Source organism: Halorussus salinisoli, assembly GCA_005239435.1.
Classification (GTDB): domain Archaea; phylum Halobacteriota; class Halobacteria; order Halobacteriales; family Haladaptataceae; genus Halorussus; species Halorussus salinisoli.
The window spans coordinates 1,002,219-1,026,524 of the sequence record SZNP01000001.1 but is presented as its reverse complement, the minus strand read 5'-3'; the positions used below and the strand labels follow the sequence as shown (position 1 = coordinate 1,026,524).

The window sequence follows — 24,306 nt, the reverse complement described above, 5'->3', positions numbered from 1 at the left end:
TGCCGCTGGAGAGTCGGTGGTCGGTAGCCACGAACGGAGTGCCGTTCGCACCGCGAGCGTCACACACGATAGACATGAGCCAAGACCAGAATCGGGGAGGCGGCTCCCCACCGCACGTCGCCGAGGAGGACGTACTGTCAATCGACAGCGAAAGCGAGTCGCTCGATTCGGTGTTCCGGGCGCTCTCGGACCACCGACGGCGATGCCTCTGTCACTACCTCGCCCGAAACGACGGACCGATGACGGTGGACGAACTGGCGGAACTACTGGCCGCGTCGATGAGCGAGAAGACCCGCGCCGTCCTCACGACGGCGGAAATCGAGAAGACGCGAACCGAACTCCACCGGATGCATCTGCCGAAACTGACGGAGGCGGGCATCGTGGAACACGACGGCGACGAGGGGGTCGTTCGCCTCGCCGACTCGCCCGGCGTCACCGACTGCTTGCAGGCGGCCTCGGGTGTAGACCTCCAGTAGGACCGCGTTTTTTCGACGTGTCGAGGTAACTATCGCCGTTCTCGGACAGCAGCGAGTCCCGAGTCGGGTCCGGCACCGTTTTCTATCCGGCGACCCTCTTCGGAACCATGGTAGACGATCTGACCGCGACACTCCACACGACTCACGGCGACATCGAGGTTCGACTGTTCGACGAGCGTGCGCCGAAGACCGTCGAGAACTTCGTCAACCTGGCGAAGCACGACCCCGCCGCGAACGACGACCCCGCGCCCGACACGACCACGTGGGAAGACCCCGAGACGGGCGAGATTCGCGGCGACGCGCTGTACAACGACGTTCCCTTCCACCGCATCATCGCGGACTTCATGATTCAGGGCGGTGACCCGACGGCCACCGGCCGCGGCGGTCCCGGCTACGAGTTCGAAGACGAGTTCCACGACGAACTCCGCCACGACGACGCGGGCATTCTCTCGATGGCCAACAGCGGCCCGGACACCAACGGTTCGCAGTTCTTCATCACCCTCGACGCCCAACCGCATCTGGACGACCGCCACGCGGTCTTCGGCGAGGTCATCGACGGGATGGACGTGGTCGAGGAGATCGGTTCGGTTTCGACCGACCACAACGACAACCCCAACGAAGACGTGGTCCTCGAATCGGTCGAAATTCACGACTGAACCGCTCCGAGAGATGGTCGACGCGAACCCCGGCGCGCGCACCGAGGACGACGACCGGTTCGGGTTCTCCGAGAGTCGCCTGACGGGCGCGCTCCGGAAACTCGTCCCCCAGTCGCTAGCGCGGCGCTCGGTCGCGGTTCGGGTCCGGACCGACAAGCACCGGTATCGGCCGGGCGAGTCGGTCGACATCGACATCGAATTTCGCAACCGGTTCCCCGTCCCCGTCGTCGTCGCCACGCCGAGTCGTCGGCTCTGGGGGTGGACCGTCGACGGTCGACTGGAGGCCAGCGACGAACCGCGCTACGTCCCCGACTCGCCGGGAGCGTTCAGATTTCGTGCCCGCGAGCGAAAACGGGTCCGGCGGACCTGGGATGGAAGAGTCGAACGCGTCGACGACCGCGTACGCGAGACCCTCTCGCCCGGCACGTACGAAATCAGGGCGTTCGTCGCCACTACCGAGCGGCGACCCTGCGACGTGACGACCATCGAAATTACACGATTCTAAAGACCGGGACGACCCGAGTAGTCAGGACTCCCGATGGAGGTGGCAGGCCGCGTAGTGGCGATTCGTCCCGTATTCGGGGTCGACCTCGTAGTCGGGTTCCTCGCGGGCACAGATGCTCTGCTCGGCGAACGACGACTGCAACAGGTCGGCCGCCGCCGACCACTCGCCGGTTTCGACGCTCTCGATGGCCGCCGAGACGATGTCGCCCGCTTCGCCGCCCGGAACGCCCTCGGCGAAGAACTCCTGCCGGAGGTCGGTTTCTTCGCGCTCGAACGAGCGACGCTTGACCGCACGGGTGAACCGGCGAACTCCGGCCCACTCCTCGTCGCTCATGTCGTACTCGGCAGGCGCGATGAGTTTCGGACACCGCGTGCGGAACCGGCAACCGGACGGCGGGTCGATGGGACTCGGAACGTCGCCCTCCAGCGCGCCGCGCGTCTCCGTCTTCCGCGGGTCGGGAACCGGAATCGAGTCCAGCAGCGCCTGTGTGTAGGGGTGCTGTGGGTTCTCGAACAGCTCCTCCTTGTCGGCGAGTTCGACCAACTGACCGAGATACATCACGGCCACCCGGTCGGAGATGTGACGGATGACGCTCAGGTCGTGGGCGATGAACAGGTAGGTCAGGCCGAACTCGTCCTGGAGACGACGCATGGTGTTGAGGACCTGCGCCTGAATCGACACGTCGAGCGCCGACACCGGTTCGTCGCACACGATGAAGTCCGGATTGACCGAGAGCGCGCGGGCGAGGTTGATTCGCTGGCGCTGGCCGCCCGAGAACTCGTGGGGATAGCGGTTGTAGTGCTGGGGGTCCAAGCCGACCTTCTCCAGCAGTTCGCGGGCGCGCTCCTCTCGACCCTCGCTGTCCAACATCCCGTGGGCCTGCATCGGTTCCTCGACGATGCGACCGACCTCCATCCGCGGGTCGAGGCTGGACTGGGGGTCCTGGAAGATCATCTGCATGTCCGACCGTCTGGAGCGCAACCGTTCGCCGCTCATCTCTGCCAGGTCCTCGCCCTTGAACTCTATCCGACCGGCCGTCGGTTTGAGCAACCGGAGGATGGTCCGGGCCAGCGTGGACTTACCGCACCCCGACTCGCCGACGAGACCCAGCGTCTCGCCGCGTCGGACCTCGAAACTCACGTCCTCGACCGCCCGGACCATCTCCTTGTCGAACCCGACCACGGGACCGTCGCCGTTCGGGTCGACGGTCAGTCCGCCGAGGATGCCCCTGCTGTTGTCGAAGTGCTTGGTCACTCCTTCGACGCGTAGCAGCGTCTCGTCTTCGTCCTCGACGCCGAGGTCGGTCGCCGAGTCCGGCGGGGTCGCGGCGTCACTCATCGTCGCTCACCTCCTGCGAGTCGGCCGTACGGTCGCTGGCAGTTCTGGTCCCCACTCCGCGTCCGTCGGTTCGGATGTCGCTGCCGAACTCCCGGCGGCCCTTCTCCGCGAGCGGTTCGCTCGCGTCGTAATCCACGTCGAAGACGTCGTGTTTCACGCAGGCGGCGCGGTGGGGGCGGTCGCCGTCGACCACTTCGCGGAGGTCCGGGTGGACCCGAGTGCAGATTTCCCGGGCGTCGGGACACCGCGTGTGGAACCGACAGCCTCGCGGCGGGTCGATGGCCTCCGGCATCACCCCCTCGATGGGGTCGAGATTCTCGACCGTCTCGTCTGGACGCGGAATCGAGTCCAACAGCGCGGACGTGTAGGGGTGTTTGGTGTCGTGGAAGAGATCGTCCACCTCGGCCTGCTCGATAATCTCGCCCAGATACATCACGTTCACTCGGTCGCAAATCTCCGCGACGACGCCCATGTCGTGGGTGACCCACACGAAACTCGTCTCGTACTCCGTCTGGAGGTCGTCCACCAGTTCGAGAATCTGGCCCTCCACCGTCACGTCGAGCGCGGTGGTCGGCTCGTCGGCGATGATGAGGCTCGGCTCACAGGCCAGCGCCATCGCGATGAGGACTCGCTGGCGCATCCCGCCGGAGAACTCGTGGGGGTAGTTGTCGTATCGCTCTTCGGGTTCGGGAATACCGACCTCCCGGAGCATGTGAATAGCCTCTTCCTCGGCGGCCTTCTCGCCCATGTTTCGGTTGAGCTCGATGAACTCCCGGAGCTGTCCGCCGACCGTGAACACGGGGTTCAGGCTCTCCATGGGGTCCTGGAAGATGATGGCGATCTCCCGACCCCGAATTTGCTTTCGCATCTGGGCGTTCGACAACATCTCGTCGCGCTGGCGCAACTCCCCGTCGGGTCCCTCCTCGAACCCCACGAGGAGTTCGCCCTCGAATCGTACTTCGCCGCCGACTATCTCGCCCGGTTCCTCGACGAGTCGGAGAATCGACGAGACGGCGACGCTCTTTCCGGCACCGCTCTCGCCGACCAGGCCGACTATCTCGCCCTCCTCGACGGTGAACGAGATACCGTCGACGGCGCGGACGACGCCTTCTTCCGTGTAGAACCGAGTTTTGAGGTCTTCGACTTGCAGTAGTGGTTCGCTCATGGTAAGTCAGTTCTTGATGCGCGGGTCGAGCGCGTCCCTGAGGCCGTCACCCAGCAGGTTGAACCCCATCACGGTTGCGAGAATGGCCAGTCCCGGCCAGACGCTGAACCACGGATCGACCAGCATGAACCCCCGCGATTTCGACAGCATCTGTCCCCACGACGGCGTGGGCGGTTGCGCGCCGAACCCGAGGAACGACAGGCCGGCGACGATGAGGATGCTGATACCGATCTGGAGCGTCGCCTGCACGAGTACCGGCGCGAAACTGTTCGGGATGACGTGTCTGAGGATGATTCGGCTGTCCTTGACCCCGGCGGCGCGGGCCGCCTCCACGTAGTCCTCCTCGCGGACGCTGACCACCCGCGAGCGGATGAGTCGCGCGAACACCGGAATCGTCGTGATGCCGACCCCGACCATCGCGAACGTGAGGTTGCGCCCGAACGCGGTCATGAAGGCGATGACCAGCACCAGGAAGGGGATGGCGTAAATCGTCTCGACCGCCCGCATCAGGGCGTCGTCGGTCCAACCACCGTAGTAGCCCGCGACTGCACCGACCACGGTTCCGGCCGTCATGCCGAGCGCGGTCGAGATGAATCCGACCTGAATGGCGATGCGCGTGCCGTAAATCAATCGGACGAGCACGTCCCGGCCGCGGTGGTCGGTCCCGAGCGGATGCTCCCACGTCCCCTGACCGAACGAGTTCTCGATTCCAACCGGCGGGAGCAGCGTCGTCACCGAGTCGGGGTCGTTCTCCGGATGGTACCAGAACTGCTCGGCGATAGCGTAGTTCAGCAGTTCCGCATCGACGAACGCGAACACCGCCACGGCGGTCATGAACACGATGACGTACAGTCCGAAACGGGCCGTCGCGTCTTCGCGCACCTGCGAAACCGTGTATCGCCACCCGACGCGCGACTCGACTTCGCGTCTTCCTTCCGATTCGGTCTCTTCGTCGGCGTCTCTCCACGTTTCGGAGAGCACGTCGTCGGAATCGGTTTCGGTCGCCATCGTTACTCGGCCTCCCCGTAGGACACTCTCGGGTCGATATAGGCGTACGATAGGTCGGTCACGATGACCCCGATAACGAAGACGAGACCGAACACGAACGTCGTTCCCATGATGAGTTGGATGTCCTGATTGTTGACCGCGGTGATTATCAGCCGTCCGAGTCCGTTGATGTTGAACACGGTTTCGGTCAGTACCGCGCCACCGATGGCCGAAGACAGTTGGAGTCCGACGACCGTGATGACGGGTAACTGGGCGTTGTGGAAGGCGTGCTTGCGGACGATGGTGCTCTCGGGAACGCCGTACGCCCGTGCCAACTTGACGTACTCCTTGCTCAGCACTTCCAGCATCGACGACCGCTCGATGCGCATGATGGCCGCCATCTGGAGCGTCCCCAGCGACACCATCGGCATCACGAGGTGTCGGGCCGACCTCACCAACACGTCCACGCGGGAGTTCGCTCCTTCCACTGACGCGGGGGCCGCCCACGGCAGTATCAGTCCGGTCGCGGGCAACCACCCGAGGTGGAAGGCGAAGACGATGATGAGCATCAGGCCGATCCAGAACGACGGCGTGCTCACGCCGATGAGTGCGACCACCCGCGAGACGTGGTCGGTCGGTTTGTTGCGACGCTTCGCCGAAATCACGCCGAGCGGAATTGCGGTCGCCAATGCGAACGCGAAACTGGAGAGCATGAGTAACATCGTCACCGGCAGCCGTTCGAGTATCTTCTGCGAAACCGGCGTCTTGTAGTAGAGGCTCCGTCCGAGGTCGCCGTGCAACACGACGTCCGACACGTAGTTGAAGTAACGGACGTGTAACGGCCGGTTCAGACCGTACTTGGCGCGAATCTCCTCTGCCACTCGTTGGGCTGGCGACGGTCCCAGCATGATGTCGACCGGGTCGCCCGGTATCGCGTCGGTCAGCAGGAACGTTATCGTCAGGATACCCAACAGTACTGGAATCGCCTGTAGCAGCCTTCGCACCGTGTATCGAAACAGTCCCACGCAGTATCACCTATGTCATTAATGTAAATGATGTTTACGACCGCTCGGTGCGGAATCGAGCGGTCCCAAACGTTCAGTTCTCGACCGAGACGTTGTTCGAATCGCTCACGAGTCGGAAGCTATCCACCGGGTGAGCGTCGAAGTCCGAGACCCTGTCCCGGACGCCGAAGCTGTTCTTGAGGTTGTACGCCGGGAGGTGGACACGGTCCTGGAGGACCGTGTTGATGGCCTCGATGTAGAGGTTCCGGCGCTCGTCCCTGTCGGCCGACTGGCGGGCGTTCACGATCTTCTGGTTCATCTCCTCGTTCCGGTAGAAGGTGCCGTTCGTGACGCCCAGCACCTCGTCGACCGTCGAGAACAGTGGATACATGAACGAGTTCGGGTCGGGGACGCCGGCCCACCCGAGCGTGTACATGTTGTACTGGTCGGCGTTGCCCGTGACGTAGGTGTCGAGGAACTTGCCCCAGTCGAACCGCTGGACGTTCGCGCTGAACCCGGCCTCCTCGATACCGTTGGCGACCGTCAGACCGAGTTGTTCGCGCTTGTCGTCCGGCGGCACGATGATACGGGCCGTCCAGTCGCCTGGCACACCGGCCTCGTCGAACAGTTGCTGGGCCTGTTCGATGTCCTTGTCGTGTGGTACCTGTTGCCACTCCTCGACCGGGAAATCCCACTCGTCCGCGACCGGGCGCGGAATCGGGCTGTACTGGCGCTCGCCGGTCGGTTCGACGAAGTTCGAGATGGCCTGGTCCATCGAGAACGTGTAGTCGATGGCCTCCCGGACCTTCGGGTCGGTCGTCGGCCCTTCGTTGATGTTGAACGCGAGGTAGAAGTAGCCGATGCCGAGTTCGTCGTCGATGGCGACGTTGTTCATCGATTCGGTCTGAGCCCACAGCTTCGGCGGAATCTCCTCGATAACGTCGTTCTCTCCCGTCCGAATGCTCGTGATGCGGGTCGTCGGCTCCTCGACCGGCACCATCTCGACCTCCGCGAGGTTCGGCATGGGTTCGCCCCAGTAGTCGTCCCAGCGTTCGAGTCGGACGAAGCCCCCCTGCTGCCACTCGACGAACTCGAACGGCCCCGCTCCGACGGGGTTCTGAGTGTTGAACGCTTCCTTGTCCTCCGTCCGAACCGATTTGGGCACGATGTTGTGCGTAAGCGTGTTCATAAACGGCCCGAACGGGAACTTCAACTGGAACCGCGCGGTCTTCTCGTCGACGACCTCCACGGTGTCGATCATGTCGAACTCCGATGCGTTCTCGGTCTCTTCGGCGACCGGTGCCTCGAAGCTGTGTTTCACGTCCTCGGCCGTGACGGGGTCGCCGTTCTGGAAGGTCGCCTCCTCGCGGATGCTGACCTCGTAGGTCTGGCCGTCGTTGCTGACCTCCGGCATGTCCGTCGCCATCTCCGGGATGACCTGCGTTCCGCTGTCGTAGGTGTACAACCCGTCGAAGACGCGGTCGGCCACCTGCGCAGACGGCACGTCGTTCAGCACGATCGGGTCGAACTCCAACGGACTCTTGACTTGCGCCAGTGCCAACCTACCGCCCTCTTGTGCAGTCGCACTTCCCGTGTATCCCAGCACCGAGGCGGCCCCGACCGCCCCGATACCTTGCAGTACTCCGCGTCGTTTTACGCCGGTCGTCGTTCGATTCGACGATTCGTATTTGTCGTTCTCCGCCATGACACACCACCACGTATGGCAAAACACAAATCAACCAGCGACAGTAAAAGTTTATCGTGGTTATTCATTATTAATGGTATGCTTACGAATGTGAGCGCGTTTCAACGCATCGTTGTCGCCGTGTCAGAAGGTTAGCCAAAAGTATTATCTATACTCTCCGAAAACCAACTGCGCTCCCCTCCGGACGATTCATCGTCGTGACGAGGCGGTGATTTTGACGGTCCCGACGCGGAGTCCCGGGTGGCCCGGGTGCTCGCCCGCGGTCGGCCGACGAGGATTCTTCCAGGGAAGTCGGACCGAAACCCACTTCGGGATGAACCGTCAATCCTCTCCTGCGCGAGGGTTGCCGAGCGGCCAAAGGCGGCGGGCTTAAGACCCGCTCTCGTAGGAGTCCATGGGTTCGAATCCCATCCCTCGCATAGGACCTTTTTATCGCGAGCGCAGTCGCCAGCGGCGACTGCGCTCGATAAAAAGCTCGACCAAAAAGCACTGCGCTCCTTCCGTTGGTCGTCGCTTGGCCCGCTCGTTCGTCGCTTCGCTCCTCACTCGCGGTAGGACAACTCGGCTCGACAGCAACTCGACTCGGCAGTAACAGGCCTCGAAAGCAACTCGACAGTAACGGGATGACCACTCGGGACGGCCTGGCAACAGGACGACAACCCCACCGGGCGACGAAACCGATGCGGCTACTCCTCGGACTCCACCGACTCCTGTCTCACGCCGTGAATCTCGAACCGCGCGCCGCCCTCGGCCGCTTCGGTCGCGGAGATGTCCCACCCGTGTACGTCCACGATGTCCCGGACGACCGCGAGACCGATTCCCGTCCCGCTCCCCGAGGTGTAGCCGTACTCGAACACCTCGGTCCGGTTCTCCGGCGAGATGCCCGGCCCGTCGTCCGCCACGTAGAACCCCGTGTCGAACTCGTCCGTCGAGGCTCCGGCCGCGCTGTTCGCGGAGTCGTCGTCCAACCGTCCGACGCGGACGGTCACGTCGTCGGTGCCGTGTTCGACAGCGTTGCGGAACAGGTTCTCCAGCACGGTCTGGAGTTGGTCGTCGTCGGCCATCACCCCGTCGAGGTCCTCGTCGAGGACCAGCGTCGCGTCGGCCGTCTCGACCGTCTGCCACGCGTTCTCGGCGACCGCACTGAGCGAGACCGCTCCCGTATCCGACGCCTGCCCCTCGCGCGTCGTCGTCAGTAAGTTCTGGATGATGGTCTCCATCCGGTCGAGCGCCTGCTCGACCTGCTCGAAGCTCTCGGGGTTGCCGTCGTCGCGGGCCATGTTGAGGTATATCTGGGCGATCTCCAGCGGATTCCGTAACCCGTGGGAGATGACGCTGGCGAACCGCTCCAGTCGCTTCTCGCGCTCTTTGCGCTCGGTGATGTCCAGCGCCATGGTCATTCCGGACGAGACGTTGCCGTCCTGGTCCGCGACGGGGACCGCGTAGAGTATCCACTCCCGGCCAGCGTACGTGACCTCGGCCGACTCGTGAGACCCGTCGAGCGCGGACTGTAGCATGTCGTCTATCGTGTCGGCTACCTCCTCGTCGTTCCACACCTCTCTGGGCACTCGTTCCTCGACGTCTGCGGGTGAGACGTCGAGATAGTCGAACGCCTCCCCCGCGGCGACCGTGTACCGGCGGTCGGCGTCGAACAGCGTGACCAGACCGTTCGGAAAGTTCTCGGCGAGCGTGCGATAGCGCCTCTCGGACTCTTCGAGTCGTTGCTCGCGCTGGATGCGCTCGGTGACGTCCCGGAAGTAGACCGACATGCCGGTCTCGGAGGGGTAGATGTTGGCTTCCACCCAGAAGTCGAGTGGGTCGAAGTAGAGTTGGTAACTGGTCGGTTCCTGGGTCTCGACCGCCGTGTGAAAGCTCTCCCACACGGCGTCCTCTTCGGCGGCCTCCGGAAATATCTCCCAGAGGCGCTTACCGAGGAGTTCCTCCTCGGAGTGCTGGAGGAGTTCCGCGGCCTGCTCGTTGACGTGCGTGAACCGGAACTCCTCGTCGAGCGCGTAGAAGGCGTCGGAGATTCGACCGAAGATCTCGCTGAGTTCGGTTTCGAGTTCGCGCTCCCGCGTCTTGAGTTCGGTAACGTCTTCGGCCGTAGTGATCACTCGTTCGAGGTCGCCGTCGGGGCTGAACACCGGGGTCGAGTTCACCGAGAGCCACCGACGCACGCCGTCGGGTCGCTCTACCGCTATCTGCTCGTCGAACACGGGGTCGCCGGTCTCGCGGACTCGCACAGGCGGCAGTTCTTCGGCGTCGAGCGGTCGGCCCATCCCGTCGTACACGTCCAACGCGTCTATCCGCGAGTCCCCGAGGAGTTCCTGCCCGGAGAGTCCGAGGACGTTCTGCGCCCGCTCGTTCGCCAGCACCACGTTTCTCTCGTCGTCCCGTACGGTGATTGCTACCGGCGAGGTCTTCAGCAACTGCTCGGTCTGGTCGCGTTCTCGCCGGAGTTGCTCCTCGCGCTCCCGGCGCTCGGTCATGTCTCGCGTTACCTTGGCGAACCCCCGAAGCGTTCCGTCGTCGTCCCGAATGGCGGTGATGACGACGTTCGCCCAGAACTTCGACCCGTCCTTCCGAACCCGCCACCCCTCGTCCTCGGTTCGACCTCGTTCCACGGCGGCCGCGAGGTTCTGTTCCGGGACGCCAGCCTCGACGTCCTCGTCGGTGTAGAACATAGAGAAGTGTTCGCCGAGTATCTCGTCGCCGTAGCCCTTGCTCTTCTTCGCACCCTTGTTCCACGTGACGACGTGGCCGTCGGGGTCGAGCATGAAGATGGCGTACTCCTCGACCGCCTGGACGATTGCCCTGAACCGCTCCCGGTCGAACGCGTCCGAATCGGGCGGTCGCCACCACACGCGGCCGTCCTCGCCGACGGGCTTGGTCTCTACGTCGCCGCGCTCGACGAGGGCATCGAGTTGCTCGGCCGCCGCCTCCGGAGGACATCCGAGTGCGTCGGCGAGTTCGTCCGCAGTAATCGGCTCACACGCTATCTCCATCTCTTCGAGCGTCGCCAGAACTTCGGCGGGCGTCGCTCTCCCCGAATCCATACTCCCCTTTCCGAACTGAACGATATAGGGGTTTGGATGCGGACGACCGAGCGGGGCCAGTCGAAACCCCCATTTTCCCGAACCTCCTACCGAGACTCAATGACCGACGAGCGAGTCGAACGCGCCTTCCGACGACATCCCGACTTCGAGCAGACCGGCGAGAACGAGTTCGAGACGCCCGCAAAGCCCTTCGAGAACGTCGTCACCGTGACCGACACCGGGAGCGAGGACGACGACGACTACCGCGTCGTCGTCCGGACGCCGATGCTCGACGCAGTCGTCGAGGGCGAGGAGGTAGCCGAAGTCGTGGAAGACGGCTGGTTCGAGACGCTGGAACTCCGACTGGACGACACCCATACCGTCGCCGGTACCGACAGCGCCGCGCCGCCGGAAGTCGAGCGCGACGGCGACGAAGTGGTCGTTACCGTCGAGTTCGAGTCGGCGGACCCCGAGCGCGCCGCCGAGGACGCGCTGGCGATAGCCGAGTACGTCGAAGGAACGTGGGTGCAGGGCATCATTCCCGGCTACGATTACCGGGAACCCGCCGCAAGCCTGCGCGAGAACGCGCGACAGAACTACGACGACGGGAACGGAGGCGGCCCGGGAGAGACGGGTGATGCAGGCGGTCCGGGAAAAACGGGAGGCACGGGCGACGCGCCGCGCTAATCCATCGCGATGTAGGTCTGGGTGCCTTCGACGCCGCGGATGCCCTGAATCCCGTCGGCCGCGATTTCCTTCACGTCCGCGGGCGAGTCCACATCGAGTTTGGCGATAATGTCCACGTCGCCCGCGACGATGTGGGCGTCCACGACTCCGTCGAGGTCGAGAACCGAGTTCTTGAGCCTGTCCGCTTCGCCCGTGTTCGCCTTGACCATGACGTATGCAGTGACCATGTCAGTTTCCTCCCGTCATCGCTTGTGCGCTCGCTCTGCTGGCGTCGCCGACCAGAATCCGGCGCACGTCCTCCAACACGTCGAAGTCGGCCAACACCGCCACCCGGTCGCCGACCGCCAGCGAGTCGTCCGGTAGGGGGATGCCCATCGCTTCGTCGGCCTTGCCGAACGCCAGAATCCGGGAGTTGGCCGGGAGAGAGAGTTCGCTGATGGAGTAGCCCTTGACCGGCGAGTCGTCGGTGATGGTGAGTTCGACGACCTGGAGGTTCTGGGCGATGTCGGCGATGGCTCGGATGTTGCCGCCGAGTAGCGCGTTCTTCGCGCCGATAGCTCCGAGACGCTCGGGGTAGACCACCTCGTCTACGTCGCTGGCGAACTTGCGGTAGATCTCCTCGCGGTAGTCCTCGTCGATGCGCAGGACCGTCCGACAGTCGTAGTGCTTGCCGACCATGCACGCCGCGAAGTTGACGTTCAGGTCGCCCGTGAGCGCGCCCACGGCGTCGGCGGAGTCGAGGTCGGCCTGCTTCAGAATCTCCTCGCGGGCACCGTCACCCTCGACGACTTCGAAGTCGTCGTTGCGAGCGCGCTCGACCTTGTTGGCGTCGCGCTCGATGAGCGTGACCTCGTGGCCCTCCTCCCGAAGGACGCGGGCCGTCCGAAGTCCGACCCGACCAGAGCCGATGATAACAAATCGCATGCTAACGTTTACGCGGGACTAGTTGAATAACTTTTCTCCACCCCAAAGGTTTTTCTCGTATGGTACAGAATCACACAGTGCGATGGTTCACGCTTTTATCATGGTGAAAACGGCCGCTGGACGCTCCGAGGACGTGCTAGAGGAAGTCCACGGATTGGACCACGTCTCGGAGGCCCACGTCGTCGCGGGCGAGTTCGACGTTATCGTGGAGGCAGACGCCGGCGAGGTGTACGACGTACTTCACGCCGCTTCCTCGGACATCTCGGGGATAGACGGAGTCGCGGACACCAAGACGTACATGGCGCTCGACTGACTGCACCGAAACCTGACGTCCGACCGCTAGTGGTCTAACTCCTGGACGTCGTGGTCGGCGAGGAACGAGTCGAGCCACGCCTTCTGCTCGCGGAGGTTCGGCGGCAGGTTCTCGTACACACGGTCGAACACGTCGTGGGGGTCGCCGGGGTCGGCCGACTCGGCGCGCTCGACGGCCTCGTCGAGTTGTGCGTCGGCCTCGTCTTCGACTTCGGCGACGAACTCGTCGTTCAGCACGTCCTGCTCGCGGAGGTACTCCTCGGAGCGTTCGAGGGGGTCGGCGGTCCGCCAGTCGGGGAGGTCGCGGGCCGCCTCCTCGTATTGGCTCGGGTCGTCGCTGGTGGTGTGTGCGCCCTGCCGGTAGGTCAGACTCTCCACGAGGACCGGGTTCCCGTCGCGGGCCGAGTCGAGGGCCTCGGCGACCGTCTCCCGGACTGCGAGGGGGTCGTTGCCGTCCACCTGCACGCCTTCGAAGCCGTAGGCGGCGGCTTTCTGGGCGATGCTGTCCGCGGCGGTCTGGCGGTGCCGGGGCAAACTGATTGCCCATTCGTTGTTCTCGCAGAAGAAGACGGTCGGCGCGTCGAAGACGCCCGCGAAGTTCAGTCCCTCGTGGAAGTCGCCCTCGCTGGTCGCGCCGTCGCCGAAGTAACAGAGCGTCGCGGGGTTCGCGCCCCCGTCGTCGCCGTCGGTGCCGTCGCCCTTCACGTTCTGTTCGTAGTTCATCGCCATGCCGACGCCCGCGGCGTGGGGAATCTGGGTAGCGATGGGGACCGCCTGCGGGAAGTTCGGCACGTCGTGGCCCGAGTGGAACTCGGGCATGCCTCGCCGGAAGAGCAGAACGTCGCTAATCGGTACGTCGCGGGCGATCTGCATCGCGTTCGACCGGTAGGTCGGGAACAGCCAGTCGTCGTCGGCCATAGCCAGCGCGGCCCCGACCTGCGACCCCTCCTGACCCCGGTACGGCGGCCAACTGCTCATCCAACCTCGTCGCTGGAGCGCCAGCGCTCGTTCGTCGAACGCCCGCGCTCGGACCAGTTCGCGGTAGGTTTCCCGGGCCTGCTCGGGGGAAAACGGCGTCTCCGAAAGGTCGCGCTCGCCGATGATGCGGTTCATGGACCGCGGTTTGACCGCCCGTCGCATATTGGTTCCGGAACTGCCGGACGCGAGAATTCGATTCGACCCGCGGTGGATGCGATTCCGATAATGTAAAATAAATACCACAATGGCCTTACTATCTCACGCCCAAATCGAACTCGAATGAGTGTCATCGTGGAGCTATCCGTTCCGGTCGACGACTTTCCACTCGGCCGAGCCCTCACGGTGACGCCCGACATGGAGGTCGAACTCGAACGCATCGTTCCGACAGGTGACGGTACGCTCCCGTTCTTCTGGGTCTGGGGCGACGACGTCGAGGCGTTCGTGTCGAAGTTGCAGGACGATGGCGGTATCGAGGAACTCGCGATACTGGATCGGGTTGACGACGGTGCACTCCTGCGCGCGACGTGGACCGAGGAACCCGGAATTATCGAGGCCATCGTGGAGTCGGAGGCGATCCTGTTGGAGGTGAATCGACGCGACGACGTCTGGAAGTTCCGACTCCGGTCGCCCGACCGCGAGGCGGTCGTCGCTCTCCAGCGCTACTGCGCGGACCACGACATCGACCTCCGACTCAACTGGATACACACCCTCACGGAGGTCAAGGCCGGCGAACAGTACGGCCTCACCGACGACCAGCGCCGGACCATCGTGGCGGCCTTCGAGGCTGGCTACTTCGACGAACCGCGAGAGACGACCCTCGAAGAACTCTCCGACCAGTTCGACATCTCTTCGCGGGCGGTCTCGAAGCGAATGCGCCGCGGACTCCGGAATCTCATCGCGGCGACCCTGGTGACCGAAGATTAGCCCCTATTTAAAACCGTTCAGAAACGAACCAGACAGGGTACACCCTCGGGCCTCCTCTCTTCGGCGTAGTGAACTCCGCGGAGATCGACCTGCTCCGCGAAGCCGAGTTATCCATGAGCGAAAAGCAATCATCAGTCAATCGCGGAACGGTACTGACATACGAAGTAGACGGCAGCGAGCGGTTAAGCGAAGGAGTCGTCGCGGCCGTCTCGACTGTTTCTGACACCGACCCCGCCGAGATGGACCCGCTCGCGGAAACCATCGACCCGGACGCGCTGAACTCCCTGTTCGCGGCCCAACACGACGGGACGCCGCGGGCAGTCGGAAACGCCCGCTTCTCCTTCTTCGATTACGACATCGTCGTGAGCAGCGATGGTCGCATCTCCGTGCTGGACTCGGTCTAGCAGCGGAACTGCTCGGTCGCCGATTCCCCAACGGTTATCGCCTCTCCGGCGCACGTCTCGGACATGACAGCGGCGGCAGACTGCATCTTCACGAACGCGGAGATTCACACGCTCGGCGATCCCGACGAGACCGCGGAGGCGGTGGCGGTCCGGGACGGCGTAATCGTACGCGTAGACGACGCCTACGAAGTCGAGTTTCTGAACGGCGTCGAGACGGAAGTCGTCGACCTCGGCGGTCGCGTCCTCCTACCGGGGTTCATCGACGCCCACACTCACCTGCAACACCTCGGGCGCTCGCTGGTCTACGCCGACCTCGCGGAGGCCGACTCGCCCGACGACTGCGTGACCCTGCTCGGCGACGAGGCGGAGTCGGGCGACGGAGCGGACTCCGACGGCGAAGCAGAATCGGGCGACGAGTGGATTCTGGGATTCGGCTACGACGAGAGTACGTGGGACGAGGCCCGCTATCTGACGCGCGAGGACTTGGACCGCGTGAGCGGCGAGCGCCCGGTCGCGGCGTTCCGCGAGGACATGCACATCGCGGCGGTCAACTCGGTCGCGCTCGACCGCTTCGTGGACGAGATGCCGGACGAGGACGTTCGGACCGAGGACGGCGACCCCACGGGCGTCGTCGTCGAGGAGGCGGTCGACGTGATATACGAAGCCATCGAACCCGACGCCGAGGAGACCCGGAAACTCCTCGACGCCGCACAGCGCGAGGCCCACCGGAAGGGCGTCACGGGCGTCCACGAGATGGTTCGCCAGTCGCGCGCCCCGGAGGTCTACCGCCGGATGGACCTGGACGGCGACCTCGCGCTCAGGGTGCGACTCAACTACTGGTCGGACCACTTGGACGCCCTCGTGGAGACCGGTCTCCGGACCAACCACGGGAGCGAGTTCGTCCGGACCGGCGGCGTCAAGACCTTCACCGACGGGAGCCTCGGCGGACGAACTGCAAAGCTCTCGGAACCCTACGCCGACGCGGACCACTCCGGCGACTCGGACGCCGAGAACACCGGCCAGTGGGTCGTCCCGCCGGAGGAACTCCGCGAGTTGGTCGCCGGGGCCGACGACGCTGGCTTCCAGATGACCGCCCACGCAATCGGCGACGAAGCGGTCGAAGCGGTCCTGGCGGCCTACGACGAGACCGGCGACCCCGCGACCGCTCGCCACCGAGTCGAACACGCCGAACTCGTCGCCGACGAGAGCGTCGAGCGATTCGCCGACTCGGGAATCGTCGCGTCGGTCCAGCCGAACTTCCTGAAGTGGGCGCAGGAGGACGGTCTCTACGACGACCGCCTCGGGTCCGAGCGCCGGAAGCGGTCGAACCGCTACGCCGACCTACTGGAGGCGGGCGCACCCCTCGCGTTCGGGAGCGACTGCATGCCGCTGGACCCCCTGTTCGGAATCCACCAGACGGTCAACGCGCCCGCCGAGCGCCAGCGTCTCTCGGTGACGGAGGCGCTCCGGGCCTACACCCGCGGCGCGGCCTACGCCGGATTCGACGAGGACCGTCTCGGGACCATCGAAGTCGGGAAGCGGGCGGACTTCGTGGCCCTGGAGCGGTCTCCGTGGGATAATCCGGAGGAGATCGCGGACGTCGACGTGGCGCTGACCGTGGTCGACGGTGAAATCGTCTACGACGGCCGGTAGTAGGAGAAACGTATATATTTCTTTTAGACGTATTCTCGTATGTCTCGAACTCGTATACGTTTCCCTCGGGATCAATTATGGTGGCGAGCAGGAGCGATGCAGAACGCCGCGCCCGTCGCTCCGCTTCGGCGAGGTCGGCGACCGACCGGGAGAAACCGAAGTGGTTCGCCATCACGAACCCGTCGAGTTCGCGTTCCTGTCACGGGAGGTAGGGTAGCACCCGCGTTCCGGACGAATTAGATTCTGGGGCGCGTGACCCACAACTGAGCGCAAATCCTACGTTAGTTCGCTGTCATCGGAAGCGTATGCCTTCGGTCCTCGTCGGCACGGACGACGGCGTGTTCAGACAGCGACTCGACGAGCACGTTTCCGCGAGCGTCCTCGACGACGCGTCGGTTCACCAGCTGGAACGGGGCACCGCCACCGGTGAGTACTACGCCGCAACCGAGGACGGCCTCTACCGAACCGACGACGGCGGTCGCACCTGGTACCGACTGGACACCCACCAGCGACACTTCTGGTTCCAGTACTTCCGGGAGGGCATCGTTCACGAGGGGACGTACTTCACGTGTGCGATGGACCGTTCGCAACACCGCTTCGAGGATCTAGACGAGGGCGTCGTTCTGCGGTCGGGCGACGGGGGGAACCACCCTGAAAGGTGAGACGTTCCCCGGCTCCGAGGACGACTACGTGAACGCGTGGGCGTCCGTCGAGGAACACCTCGTGGCCGGAACGGTGCGCGGTCGGTTGCTGGTCGGACCCGGCGAGTGGGAGTCCGCCGACGAGTTCGACTCGACCGTGCGGTCGCTCGTCGGAGCGTGAAACGTACGGTTCGGAGTACTCGTCCGGGGTCCGCGTTCGCTCGACGACGTCGAGGCCCTGCGAGGTGAGTCGGTAGTCGTGCGCAAAAACGGAAATCAGTCGGCGAAAGACCGAGGGCCTATCGACTCCGATTCGCCCGCTTCAGTACGGGATGGCGTACAGCACGATGGCGAGGAACGGAATCAGCGCCAACAGCATCGCGATGGCGTACCCGAACATCTCGCGGGCCTTGATGCCCGTAATCGCCAGCAGCGGGAGCGCCCAGAACGGATTGAGCAGGTTGGTGTGGGCGTCGCCGACCGCGTAGGCGATGGTCGCCTTCCCGACCGGGACGCCGAGGTCCTGCGCCGCGGAGACGACCGACGGCCCGAGGACGATCCACTCGCCGCCGCCCGACGGCACGAACAGGTTGACGATGGAGCCTGTGATCCACGCGACGATGGGGAAGGTCGCTTCGGTCGAGACTGCGAGGATGGACTCGGCGAGCGTGGCCGAGAGGCCCGAACCGTTCATCATGCCCTGGATGCCCGCGAAGAACGGGAACAGCAGGATGATGCCCGCCGCGGCCGTGGCCGCCTCGCCGAACCGCTCGCGGTAGACGGCGGGTTGCGTGTAGATCAGCAGCCCGATGAACAGGAAGCCGAAGTTGACCACGTTGAGGCCGAGCGCGTCCAGCCCCTGCGTGGCGAACAGGTAGGCGACGTAGAGCACGCCCGTCGCCGCGATGACGCCGCCCAGAATCCGGCTGTTGTCGATGCGCTCGGCGGGGGCGGTCGAATCGGACGACCCGGAGGCGGAACCGGCCTCGGCGCTCCCGCCGTCGGCCGCAGCGGCCGGGCTCCCCAGATTACTCGCGTCCACGTACTCGTGGATCGACTCCGAGCGGTCGCCCGTCGGCGAGAGGAGGTAGAGCACGAGCGAGGCGTAGACGATGGACAGGACGGTCAGCGCGAGCGCGTAGCCCGAGAAGATGGTCTGGGTCGCCGGGACCACGGAATCGAGGACGCCCTGCTCGATGAACTCGTTGCCCTCAGTTGCGATCAGGAGCGAGGCGGATCCCGACAGGCCCCAGTGCCACGTCAGCCCGAGACCCATGTAGCCCGCCACACAGAGGAGCGGGTAGTGGACGTCGATGTCGTTCTCGGCGGCGGTCCTGCCCATTTCGCGGGCGAAGATCGCGCCGAGGATCAGGCTGAAGCCCCAGTGAATCCATGCGATGGCCATCGCGAAGACGCCGACCATGACCACGGCCTGCGCGCCCGAGTTCGGTAGCTCGGTCAGTTTCCGGAGCCAGCCGTTGACTCGCGGATGGTAGGCGATGACGAACCCCGTCATGAGGATGAGCACCATCTGCATGGCGAACGTCAGGAACGCCCAGAAGCCATCGTACCAGTACGTGACCATGTCCGCGGGACCTGCGCCCTCCACGACGACGCCCGCCACGAACACCACGTAACTCAGGATGATCGCGAACAGGAACGGGCTCGGCATCCACCGCTCGACCACGTCCGCCAGCCGATGCCCGGCCCGCTCGAACACGTTGCCACCCGACCGCGGTTCTACGTCCTGTGTTGACATACCGTCCCAAGGTTTATAGGTGGACCTCTTAAGTGTAGGGGAAATATGACGGTCCTTCGATACGGACCCGCCGATAGAAGACGCGATGTGGAGGTCGATTCGGGGCGTCTGTGGCGATCCCGACCCATTTCCATATTCGAACTAATACTTTCGGTCGTCGGAATTATGACGGCCGGTTACATAGTCGCCGGACATGGACTCGTACGGAGGCCGGAGCGACTGGTACTACGGTTGGGTCGTCGTCGCGGGGTGCTTTCTCGGGTCGTTCGTCGTCTTCGGCCTCTCGTACTCGTTCGGCGTGTTCTTCGAACCGATCCTCGCGGAGTTCGGTGGCTCGCGGAGTGCCACCTCGACGGCCTTCGGCGTCCAGACAGCGGCCATCTACGTCGGAGCCGTCGCCATCGGCGCGCTGGTGGATCGCTACGGGACCCGGCAGATGCTCGCCGTCGGGACGGTTCTCCTCTGCGCTGGACTCGTCTGGACCAGCCGGGTCGAGTCGCTGGCCGGGCTGGTTGTCGCCTACGGTCTCGTCACCGGCGCGGGGCTCAGCGTGGTCTACGTCGTCGCCTACGCCACGCCCGCGCGCTGGTTCGACCGTCGCGTCGGGCTGGCCAGCGGGCTGGCGTCGGCGGGCCTCGGCGTGGGAATGCTGGTCGTCGCACCCGTAGCAACTACACTCATCGCCCGACTCGGATGGCGCGACGCGATGGTTGTTCTGGCGGCCGGGGTGGCCGCAGTGCTGGTCGTCGCAGTACTACTGGTCCGCGGCGAACCCTCGCCCGACACCGCGCCCGACGAAGAGTTCCCCGACGGCGTCGAGCAGGCGGGCGGGGTGGACTGGCGTACGCAACTGGACGACGTGGTGACCGTGGCGCGAACTCCCGCGTTCGTCCTGACGTTCCTCGGCTGGACGCTCGTCTACGCGACGCTGTACGTCGTGCTCGTCAATCTGGTGTTGTACGCGACCGACGTTGGGCTGTCCCGGGGCGTCGGCGCGACCGGCATCGCGCTGATCGGCGTGGCGAGCGCGGCCGGGCGTGTGGCCATCGGCCTCCTCGGGGACCGACTCGGTCGGGTTCGGGTGTTCGTCACCTGCTCGGCGGCCATGGGGTTGGCGACCGTGGCGCTGGCTGGCGTCGGAACGGTTGTCGGACTGTGGGCGTTCGTGCTGGTGTACGGGCTGGCCTACGGCGGAAACGGGGCGTTGCTGGCACCCCTCGTCGCGGACCTGTTCGGCCGCGAGCACATCAACGCGGTGTTCGGCCTCGTCTCGGTCTCGTTCGCGGTGAGCGGGTTAACCGCGCCGTATCTGGCTGGCGTGGGCTACGCGCGGTGGGGCACGTACGACCCGGTGTTTGTCGCCGCCGGGGCGGTCGCAATCGCGGGTGCAGGGGCCGTGGGCGTGGCCAGTCGGCTGTGAATGTGGTTCTTCTCGTCGTCGAACTATCGTCGTAAACGAGTCGCACGAACTAGCTTGAAACGTCCGCAGCCAATTCACCATCCACCTATGAATAGAAAATATTTTCAAAGAAGCCTACCGAAGACTGTCGTAATCGGAGGAGCTACATCATGCCCGAAATGGAAACAGCGGACATCGAAACCGACCTAAGTCTCTTCAAATACGACAACCTCGAACAGTTGCCCGACGCGTATCGGGAGTTGGACGAGGCCGAGCGGCGAGACCGCATCGAAGCCGCGAAAGAGGAACTGGGCGACGACCTCGTGATTCTGGGCCACAACTACCAGCGTCGGGAGATAGTCGAACACGCCGACTTCGTCGGCGACTCCTACCAGTTGAGCGTCGAGGCCGCCGAGGCCGACGCCGAGTACGTGGTCTTCGGCGGAGTGACGTTCATGGCCGAGTCGGCCGACATCATCACCGACGACGACCAGACCGTGATTCTGCCCTCGATGGAGGCGTCGTGTCCGATGGCCGGGATGGCCGAGGCCCTCCAGGTGGACGCCGCGTGGGCCGAGATTACGCGGGCCGCGCCCGACGCCGACATCGTCCCCATCTCGTACATGAACTCCTACGCCGACCTGAAGGCGTTCTGCGCCGAGCAGGGCGGCGCGGTCTGTACCTCCTCGAACGCCGACGACGTGTTCGAGTGGGCGTTCGAGCAGGGCGACAAGGTGCTGTTCCTGCCCGACAAGCACCTCGGCGAAAACACCGCCCATCGCCTCGGCATGGAGGAGTCCATCGCCGAGTGGGACCCGTGGGACCCCGAGGGCAAGGACGCCGAGGAGGTCGCCGAGAGCGACATCGTCCTCTGGGACGGCTACTGTCAGGTCCACGAGCGATTCCGCGAGGACCACGTCGAGCAGGTCCGCGAGGAGTACGACGACGCCAACGTCATCGTCCATCCCGAGTGCAGACGGGATGTCGTGGAGGCCGCAGACGTTGCCGGAAGCACCGCCACCATCTGCGAGACCGTCGCGGAGGCCGACTCCGGGGAGACGTGGGCCATCGGCACCGAGATTCACCTCACGAACCACCTCCAGCGGTGGCACCCCGAGGTGAACGTCGTCCCCCTCTGCGGGGAGGCCTGCATGGACTGCAACGCGATGCGCCAGATAGACCCCAACTACCTGACGTGGGTGCTGGAGGAACTGGTCGCCGGGCGCGAGCGCAACGTCATCGAAGTCGCCGCACAGGAGGCCGAACTGGCCGACGTGGCGATGGAGCGAATGCTGGAGATATGACGATGACCGGCGACATTCCGAACGGGAGCGACGACTCCGACCTCCCGACCGAGACCGACGTACTCGTCGTGGGAAGCGGCGTTGCCGGGTGCGCGACCGCGCTCGCCGCCGCACGCGAGGGCGCGGACGTGCTGGTCGTCACGAAGGCGACCCGCCCGGAAGAGACGACCTCCCACTGGGCGCAGGGCGGGGTCGCCACGACGCGCTCGGACCCCGAGTCGTTCGAGCGCGACGTGCTGGCCGCCAGCGCAGACACCGCCGACCCCGATGCGGTCGAGGTGCTGGTCGAAGAATCGCGCGAGGCGGTCGAGGACGTGCTGGTCGAGACGCTCGACGTGCCCTTCGACCGCGCGGACGACGACGGGGACGCCGAGGGTTCCGACTTCGATTACGGCCGGGAGGCCGCCCACTCCGAACCGCGCATCCTCCACGTAGACGCCAGCACAGGCAAGCACGTCCTCGGCCCGTTCCTGAACCACCTCGACGCTCACGACCGAGTGACGATTCGGTCCGACACTGCGGCGCTCGACCTGATTACCAACGAGGGGCGAGTTCACGGCGCGCTCGTGGACTACGAGGCGCGATGCGCCTCGGACGAATCGAGCGGGGAGCGAAGCGACCTGCCAGACCCCGAACCCGTCTTCGCGGGGTCGACCGTCCTCGCCACGGGCGGCATCGGCGCGCTCTACCGGAACTCGACCAATCCCGAGACCGCGACCGGCGACGGCATCGCGATGGCCGCGCTCGCGGGGGCCGACGTCGAAGACGTGGCCTACGTGCAGTTCCACCCCACGGCGTACTCCGGGGAGGACCCCTTCCTCGTGAGCGAGGCGGTCCGCGGAGAGGGCGCGGTCCTCCGGAACGCGGAGGGCGAGCGATTCATGCCCGACTATCACGCAGACGCCGAGTTGGCTCCGCGCGACGTGGTCGCGCGCGCAGTCGCCGACGAGCGCGAGCGCACGGGCGAAGTCGTTCTGGACGTGTCGTCCCTCAACTTCGCCGACGAGTTCCCGGACCTCGCAGGGAAGTGCGAGGCCCGCGGCGTGGACTGGCGCGAGGGGATTCCGGTCGAACCGAGCGAGCACTTCCTCTGTGGCGGCATCGCGGTGGACGACCGCGGCCGGACCGACCTGGACCGACTCTTCGCCGTGGGCGAGTGCGCCCGAACCGGAGTCCACGGGGCGAACCGCCTCGCCTCCACGAGTCTGCTGGAGGGACTGGTCTGGGGCCTGCGCGCCGGGGAGGCCGCGGCCGGGTTCGACCCCGAACCGGTCGAAGCACCGGACCTGCGCGACAGCGACCCCGACCTCCCCTCGGGGTTCGCCCGCGAGAAGTTCGTCCGCCTGCGCCGCGTGATGGACGAGCAAGTGGGGCTTCGCCGGACGCCCGAGGGTCTCGAGCGCGCGACTGCGGTCCTCCGGCGACTCAAGGGCGAGGTGGACGCCTACACGCGAACTCGGACGAGTCGGAGCCTCTACGAACTCCGGAACGCCAGCGTGGTCGCCCTGCTGGTCACCCGGCAGGCGATGGACGCCGAACCGGTCGGGTGCCACGCGCTCGAAGACGATACATCGGAAGCGAACTCCGAGGAGGCCGAGGCCCGTGCGAGTGACTGACCGGAAGGTCGAGGACTGGCTTCGGGAGGACGTGGGCCACCGCGACGTGACCAACCACGTCCCCGGCGAGACGACGGGTCGCCTCGTCGCCAAGGAGTCGGGCGTCGTCGCGGGTCTCGACGCCGCAGAAGCCGTCTTCGACTATCTCGACGTAGACGCCGCGGCGACCGTCGAAGCGGGCGACCGAATCCAACCGGGCGACGCGGTGCTGGAAGTCGAAGGTCCCGCCGAGGCGGTCCTCCGCGGCGAGCGCGTCGCGGTCAACGTCGCGGGCCACGCCTCGGGCGTGGCGACCGCGACCCGGCAGGCCGTGGACCTCGCCCGCCAAATCAGCGACGACGTGTCGATTGCCGGGACTCGGAAGACGACGCCCGGCCTGCGCGGCGTCGAGAAGCGCGCGATCGCGGCGGGCGGCGGCGACACCCACCGCCTCACGCTCTCGGGGATGGTGATGGTCAAGGACAACCACGTCGCCGAGATGGGCTTGGAGGCGGCCGTCCGCCACTTCCGCGAGCGGAAGTCGTTCGCCACGAAAATCGAAGTCGAGGTGGAGTCTCCGGAGGAGGGAATCCGGGCCGCCAAAGCCGGGGCCGACATCGTCCTACTGGACAACATGCCTCCCGCCCGAGTCGAGGAGGGCGTCGAGATGCTACCGGACGGCGTCCTGGCGGAGGCCAGCGGCGGCATCGGTCTCTCGGACGTGCCGGAGTACGCGGCTACCGGCGTGGACGTGATTTCGATGGGGTCGCTGACTCACTCGGCCGAGACGGTGGACCTGTCGTTCCGGACCGGGGAGTGAGTGGCGAGGAAACGACTTCTCTGCGGAGGGACGGC

24 protein-coding genes and 1 tRNA gene are annotated in these 24,306 nt (G+C 65.3%); 15 read left to right on the top strand and 10 right to left on the bottom strand.

All coding sequences use genetic code 11. The features are described 5' to 3' along the window. Positions 1-74: 74 nt before the first annotated feature. From E2484_RS09485 to E2484_RS09475, 3 genes are all read left to right on the top strand, one after another. Positions 75-476 (top strand): winged helix-turn-helix domain-containing protein, encoded by a 402-nt coding sequence (locus E2484_RS09485; RefSeq protein WP_137284952.1) that lies wholly within the window; start codon positions 75-77, stop codon positions 474-476. A 107-nt stretch (positions 477-583) separates the two neighbouring features. After that, a complete protein-coding gene (locus E2484_RS09480; RefSeq protein ID WP_137284951.1) occupies positions 584-1,132 on the top strand; it encodes a peptidylprolyl isomerase in 549 nt (182 codons plus the stop codon). A 13-nt stretch (positions 1,133-1,145) separates the two neighbouring features. Beyond that, entirely contained in the window at positions 1,146-1,637 is a 492-nt protein-coding gene (locus tag E2484_RS09475) for a hypothetical protein (protein ID WP_137284950.1), read from the top strand. 21 nt (positions 1,638-1,658) lie between these two features. On the opposite strand, the gene E2484_RS09470 is transcribed toward E2484_RS09475, so the two are convergent. From E2484_RS09470 to E2484_RS09450, 5 genes are all read right to left on the bottom strand, one after another. Then, positions 1,659-2,975 (bottom strand): ABC transporter ATP-binding protein, encoded by a 1,317-nt coding sequence (locus E2484_RS09470; protein WP_137284949.1) that lies wholly within the window; start codon positions 2,973-2,975, stop codon positions 1,659-1,661. Further along, complete coding sequence (locus tag E2484_RS09465) at positions 2,968-4,140, bottom strand: ABC transporter ATP-binding protein (protein ID WP_137284948.1); 1,173 nt, start codon at positions 4,138-4,140, stop codon at positions 2,968-2,970. The genes E2484_RS09470 and E2484_RS09465 overlap by 8 nt, the downstream gene beginning before the upstream one ends. Positions 4,141-4,146: 6 nt before the next feature. Next, positions 4,147-5,148, bottom strand: coding sequence for an ABC transporter permease (locus E2484_RS09460; protein WP_137284947.1), 1,002 nt, complete (start codon positions 5,146-5,148; stop codon positions 4,147-4,149). A gap of 2 nt (positions 5,149-5,150) precedes the next feature. Further along, entirely contained in the window at positions 5,151-6,152 is a 1,002-nt protein-coding gene (locus E2484_RS09455; RefSeq protein ID WP_321112246.1) for an ABC transporter permease, read from the bottom strand. Between the two features lie 73 nt (positions 6,153-6,225). Beyond that, positions 6,226-7,836: an ABC transporter substrate-binding protein gene (locus E2484_RS09450; protein ID WP_137284946.1), complete on the bottom strand. Its 1,611-nt coding sequence runs from the start codon at positions 7,834-7,836 to the stop codon at positions 6,226-6,228. Positions 7,837-8,172: 336 nt separating this feature from the next. On the opposite strand from E2484_RS09450, the gene E2484_RS09445 reads away from it, so the two are divergent. Then, positions 8,173-8,255 (top strand) — tRNA-Leu (locus tag E2484_RS09445). 267 nt (positions 8,256-8,522) lie between these two features. Here the strand turns inward: E2484_RS09445 and E2484_RS09440 are convergent. Continuing rightward, complete coding sequence (locus E2484_RS09440; protein ID WP_137284945.1) at positions 8,523-10,892, bottom strand: PAS domain-containing protein; 2,370 nt, start codon at positions 10,890-10,892, stop codon at positions 8,523-8,525. A 99-nt stretch (positions 10,893-10,991) separates the two neighbouring features. Between E2484_RS09440 and E2484_RS09435 the strand changes: the two genes are divergently transcribed. Next, positions 10,992-11,558: a DUF5813 family protein gene (locus E2484_RS09435; RefSeq protein WP_321112243.1), complete on the top strand. Its 567-nt coding sequence runs from the start codon at positions 10,992-10,994 to the stop codon at positions 11,556-11,558. Here E2484_RS09435 and E2484_RS09430 read toward each other — a convergent pair. Both E2484_RS09430 and E2484_RS09425 read right to left on the bottom strand, forming a co-directional pair. Then, complete coding sequence (locus E2484_RS09430; RefSeq protein WP_137284944.1) at positions 11,555-11,785, bottom strand: Lrp/AsnC family transcriptional regulator; 231 nt, start codon at positions 11,783-11,785, stop codon at positions 11,555-11,557. The two genes, E2484_RS09435 and E2484_RS09430, sit on opposite strands and share 4 nt — an antisense overlap. Position 11,786: 1 nt before the next feature. Next, positions 11,787-12,482 (bottom strand): potassium channel family protein, encoded by a 696-nt coding sequence (locus E2484_RS09425; protein WP_137284943.1) that lies wholly within the window; start codon positions 12,480-12,482, stop codon positions 11,787-11,789. Between the two features lie 82 nt (positions 12,483-12,564). Between E2484_RS09425 and E2484_RS09420 the strand changes: the two genes are divergently transcribed. Continuing rightward, positions 12,565-12,795: an Lrp/AsnC ligand binding domain-containing protein gene (locus E2484_RS09420; protein ID WP_137284942.1), complete on the top strand. Its 231-nt coding sequence runs from the start codon at positions 12,565-12,567 to the stop codon at positions 12,793-12,795. Between the two features lie 26 nt (positions 12,796-12,821). Here E2484_RS09420 and E2484_RS09415 read toward each other — a convergent pair whose 3' ends face one another. Further along, a complete protein-coding gene (locus tag E2484_RS09415; protein WP_137284941.1) occupies positions 12,822-13,907 on the bottom strand; it encodes a thiamine pyrophosphate-dependent enzyme in 1,086 nt (361 codons plus the stop codon). A 144-nt stretch (positions 13,908-14,051) separates the two neighbouring features. On the opposite strand from E2484_RS09415, the gene E2484_RS09410 reads away from it, so the two are divergent. The 5 genes from E2484_RS09410 (at position 14,052) to E2484_RS25495 (ending at position 17,575) form a co-directional block, all read left to right on the top strand. Further along, entirely contained in the window at positions 14,052-14,696 is a 645-nt protein-coding gene (locus E2484_RS09410; protein ID WP_137284940.1) for a helix-turn-helix domain-containing protein, read from the top strand. A gap of 113 nt (positions 14,697-14,809) precedes the next feature. Beyond that, complete coding sequence (locus tag E2484_RS09405; protein WP_137284939.1) at positions 14,810-15,100, top strand: HalOD1 output domain-containing protein; 291 nt, start codon at positions 14,810-14,812, stop codon at positions 15,098-15,100. Positions 15,101-15,163: 63 nt separating this feature from the next. Beyond that, positions 15,164-16,753 carry an amidohydrolase gene (locus E2484_RS09400; RefSeq protein ID WP_137284938.1) on the top strand — a complete coding sequence of 530 codons (1,590 nt, stop codon included), beginning with the start codon at positions 15,164-15,166 and terminating at the stop codon, positions 16,751-16,753. A 305-nt stretch (positions 16,754-17,058) separates the two neighbouring features. Beyond that, positions 17,059-17,415: a beta propeller repeat protein gene (locus E2484_RS09395; RefSeq protein WP_137284937.1), complete on the top strand. Its 357-nt coding sequence runs from the start codon at positions 17,059-17,061 to the stop codon at positions 17,413-17,415. Between the two features lie 28 nt (positions 17,416-17,443). Beyond that, positions 17,444-17,575, top strand: coding sequence for a hypothetical protein (locus E2484_RS25495; RefSeq protein WP_321112240.1), 132 nt, complete (start codon positions 17,444-17,446; stop codon positions 17,573-17,575). Positions 17,576-17,716: 141 nt separating this feature from the next. Here the strand turns inward: E2484_RS25495 and E2484_RS09390 are convergent, their stop codons facing one another. Further along, the gene (locus E2484_RS09390; RefSeq protein ID WP_137284936.1) at positions 17,717-19,153 is read right to left on the bottom strand and encodes a short-chain fatty acid transporter; all 1,437 of its coding nucleotides are present in this window, start codon (positions 19,151-19,153) and stop codon (positions 17,717-17,719) included. Positions 19,154-19,346: 193 nt separating this feature from the next. Here E2484_RS09390 and E2484_RS09385 point away from each other — a divergent pair, with 193 nt between their 5' ends. The 4 genes from E2484_RS09385 (at position 19,347) to nadC (ending at position 24,271) form a co-directional block, all read left to right on the top strand. Next, positions 19,347-20,573, top strand: coding sequence for an MFS transporter (locus E2484_RS09385; protein WP_137284935.1), 1,227 nt, complete (start codon positions 19,347-19,349; stop codon positions 20,571-20,573). Positions 20,574-20,722: 149 nt separating this feature from the next. Further along, positions 20,723-21,856 carry a quinolinate synthase NadA gene (nadA, locus tag E2484_RS09380; RefSeq protein WP_137284934.1) on the top strand — a complete coding sequence of 378 codons (1,134 nt, stop codon included), beginning with the start codon at positions 20,723-20,725 and terminating at the stop codon, positions 21,854-21,856. Between the two features lie 2 nt (positions 21,857-21,858). Continuing rightward, entirely contained in the window at positions 21,859-23,472 is a 1,614-nt protein-coding gene (locus E2484_RS09375) for an L-aspartate oxidase (RefSeq protein ID WP_137284933.1), read from the top strand. Continuing rightward, positions 23,459-24,271: a carboxylating nicotinate-nucleotide diphosphorylase gene (gene nadC, locus E2484_RS09370; protein WP_321112238.1), complete on the top strand. Its 813-nt coding sequence runs from the start codon at positions 23,459-23,461 to the stop codon at positions 24,269-24,271. Before E2484_RS09375 ends, nadC begins: the two co-directional genes overlap by 14 nt. Positions 24,272-24,306: the final 35 nt, after the last annotated feature.

Bases quoted from the DNA above. Each gene is read 5' to 3' on its own strand.
- E2484_RS09385 (WP_137284935.1), top strand. From the start codon at position 19,347: ATGGACTCGTACGGAGGCCGGAGCGACTGGTACTACGGTTGGGTCGTC.
- E2484_RS09395 (WP_137284937.1), top strand. From the start codon at position 17,059: ATGCCTTCGGTCCTCGTCGGCACGGACGACGGCGTGTTCAGACAGCGA.
- E2484_RS09435 (WP_321112243.1), top strand. From the start codon at position 10,992: ATGACCGACGAGCGAGTCGAACGCGCCTTCCGACGACATCCCGACTTC.
- E2484_RS09460 (WP_137284947.1), bottom strand. From the start codon at position 5,148: ATGGCGACCGAAACCGATTCCGACGACGTGCTCTCCGAAACGTGGAGA.
- nadA (WP_137284934.1), top strand. From the start codon at position 20,723: ATGCCCGAAATGGAAACAGCGGACATCGAAACCGACCTAAGTCTCTTC.
- E2484_RS09475 (WP_137284950.1), top strand. From the start codon at position 1,146: ATGGTCGACGCGAACCCCGGCGCGCGCACCGAGGACGACGACCGGTTC.
- E2484_RS09430 (WP_137284944.1), bottom strand. From the start codon at position 11,785: ATGGTCACTGCATACGTCATGGTCAAGGCGAACACGGGCGAAGCGGAC.
- E2484_RS09415 (WP_137284941.1), bottom strand. From the start codon at position 13,907: ATGAACCGCATCATCGGCGAGCGCGACCTTTCGGAGACGCCGTTTTCC.
- E2484_RS09390 (WP_137284936.1), bottom strand. From the start codon at position 19,153: ATGTCAACACAGGACGTAGAACCGCGGTCGGGTGGCAACGTGTTCGAG.
- E2484_RS09405 (WP_137284939.1), top strand. From the start codon at position 14,810: ATGAGCGAAAAGCAATCATCAGTCAATCGCGGAACGGTACTGACATAC.
- E2484_RS09410 (WP_137284940.1), top strand. From the start codon at position 14,052: ATGAGTGTCATCGTGGAGCTATCCGTTCCGGTCGACGACTTTCCACTC.
- E2484_RS09375 (WP_137284933.1), top strand. From the start codon at position 21,859: ATGACCGGCGACATTCCGAACGGGAGCGACGACTCCGACCTCCCGACC.
- E2484_RS09450 (WP_137284946.1), bottom strand. From the start codon at position 7,836: ATGGCGGAGAACGACAAATACGAATCGTCGAATCGAACGACGACCGGC.
- E2484_RS09400 (WP_137284938.1), top strand. From the start codon at position 15,164: ATGACAGCGGCGGCAGACTGCATCTTCACGAACGCGGAGATTCACACG.
- E2484_RS09420 (WP_137284942.1), top strand. From the start codon at position 12,565: ATGGTTCACGCTTTTATCATGGTGAAAACGGCCGCTGGACGCTCCGAG.
- E2484_RS09485 (WP_137284952.1), top strand. From the start codon at position 75: ATGAGCCAAGACCAGAATCGGGGAGGCGGCTCCCCACCGCACGTCGCC.
- E2484_RS09470 (WP_137284949.1), bottom strand. From the start codon at position 2,975: ATGAGTGACGCCGCGACCCCGCCGGACTCGGCGACCGACCTCGGCGTC.
- E2484_RS09440 (WP_137284945.1), bottom strand. From the start codon at position 10,892: ATGGATTCGGGGAGAGCGACGCCCGCCGAAGTTCTGGCGACGCTCGAA.
- E2484_RS09480 (WP_137284951.1), top strand. From the start codon at position 584: ATGGTAGACGATCTGACCGCGACACTCCACACGACTCACGGCGACATC.
- E2484_RS09425 (WP_137284943.1), bottom strand. From the start codon at position 12,482: ATGCGATTTGTTATCATCGGCTCTGGTCGGGTCGGACTTCGGACGGCC.
- E2484_RS09465 (WP_137284948.1), bottom strand. From the start codon at position 4,140: ATGAGCGAACCACTACTGCAAGTCGAAGACCTCAAAACTCGGTTCTAC.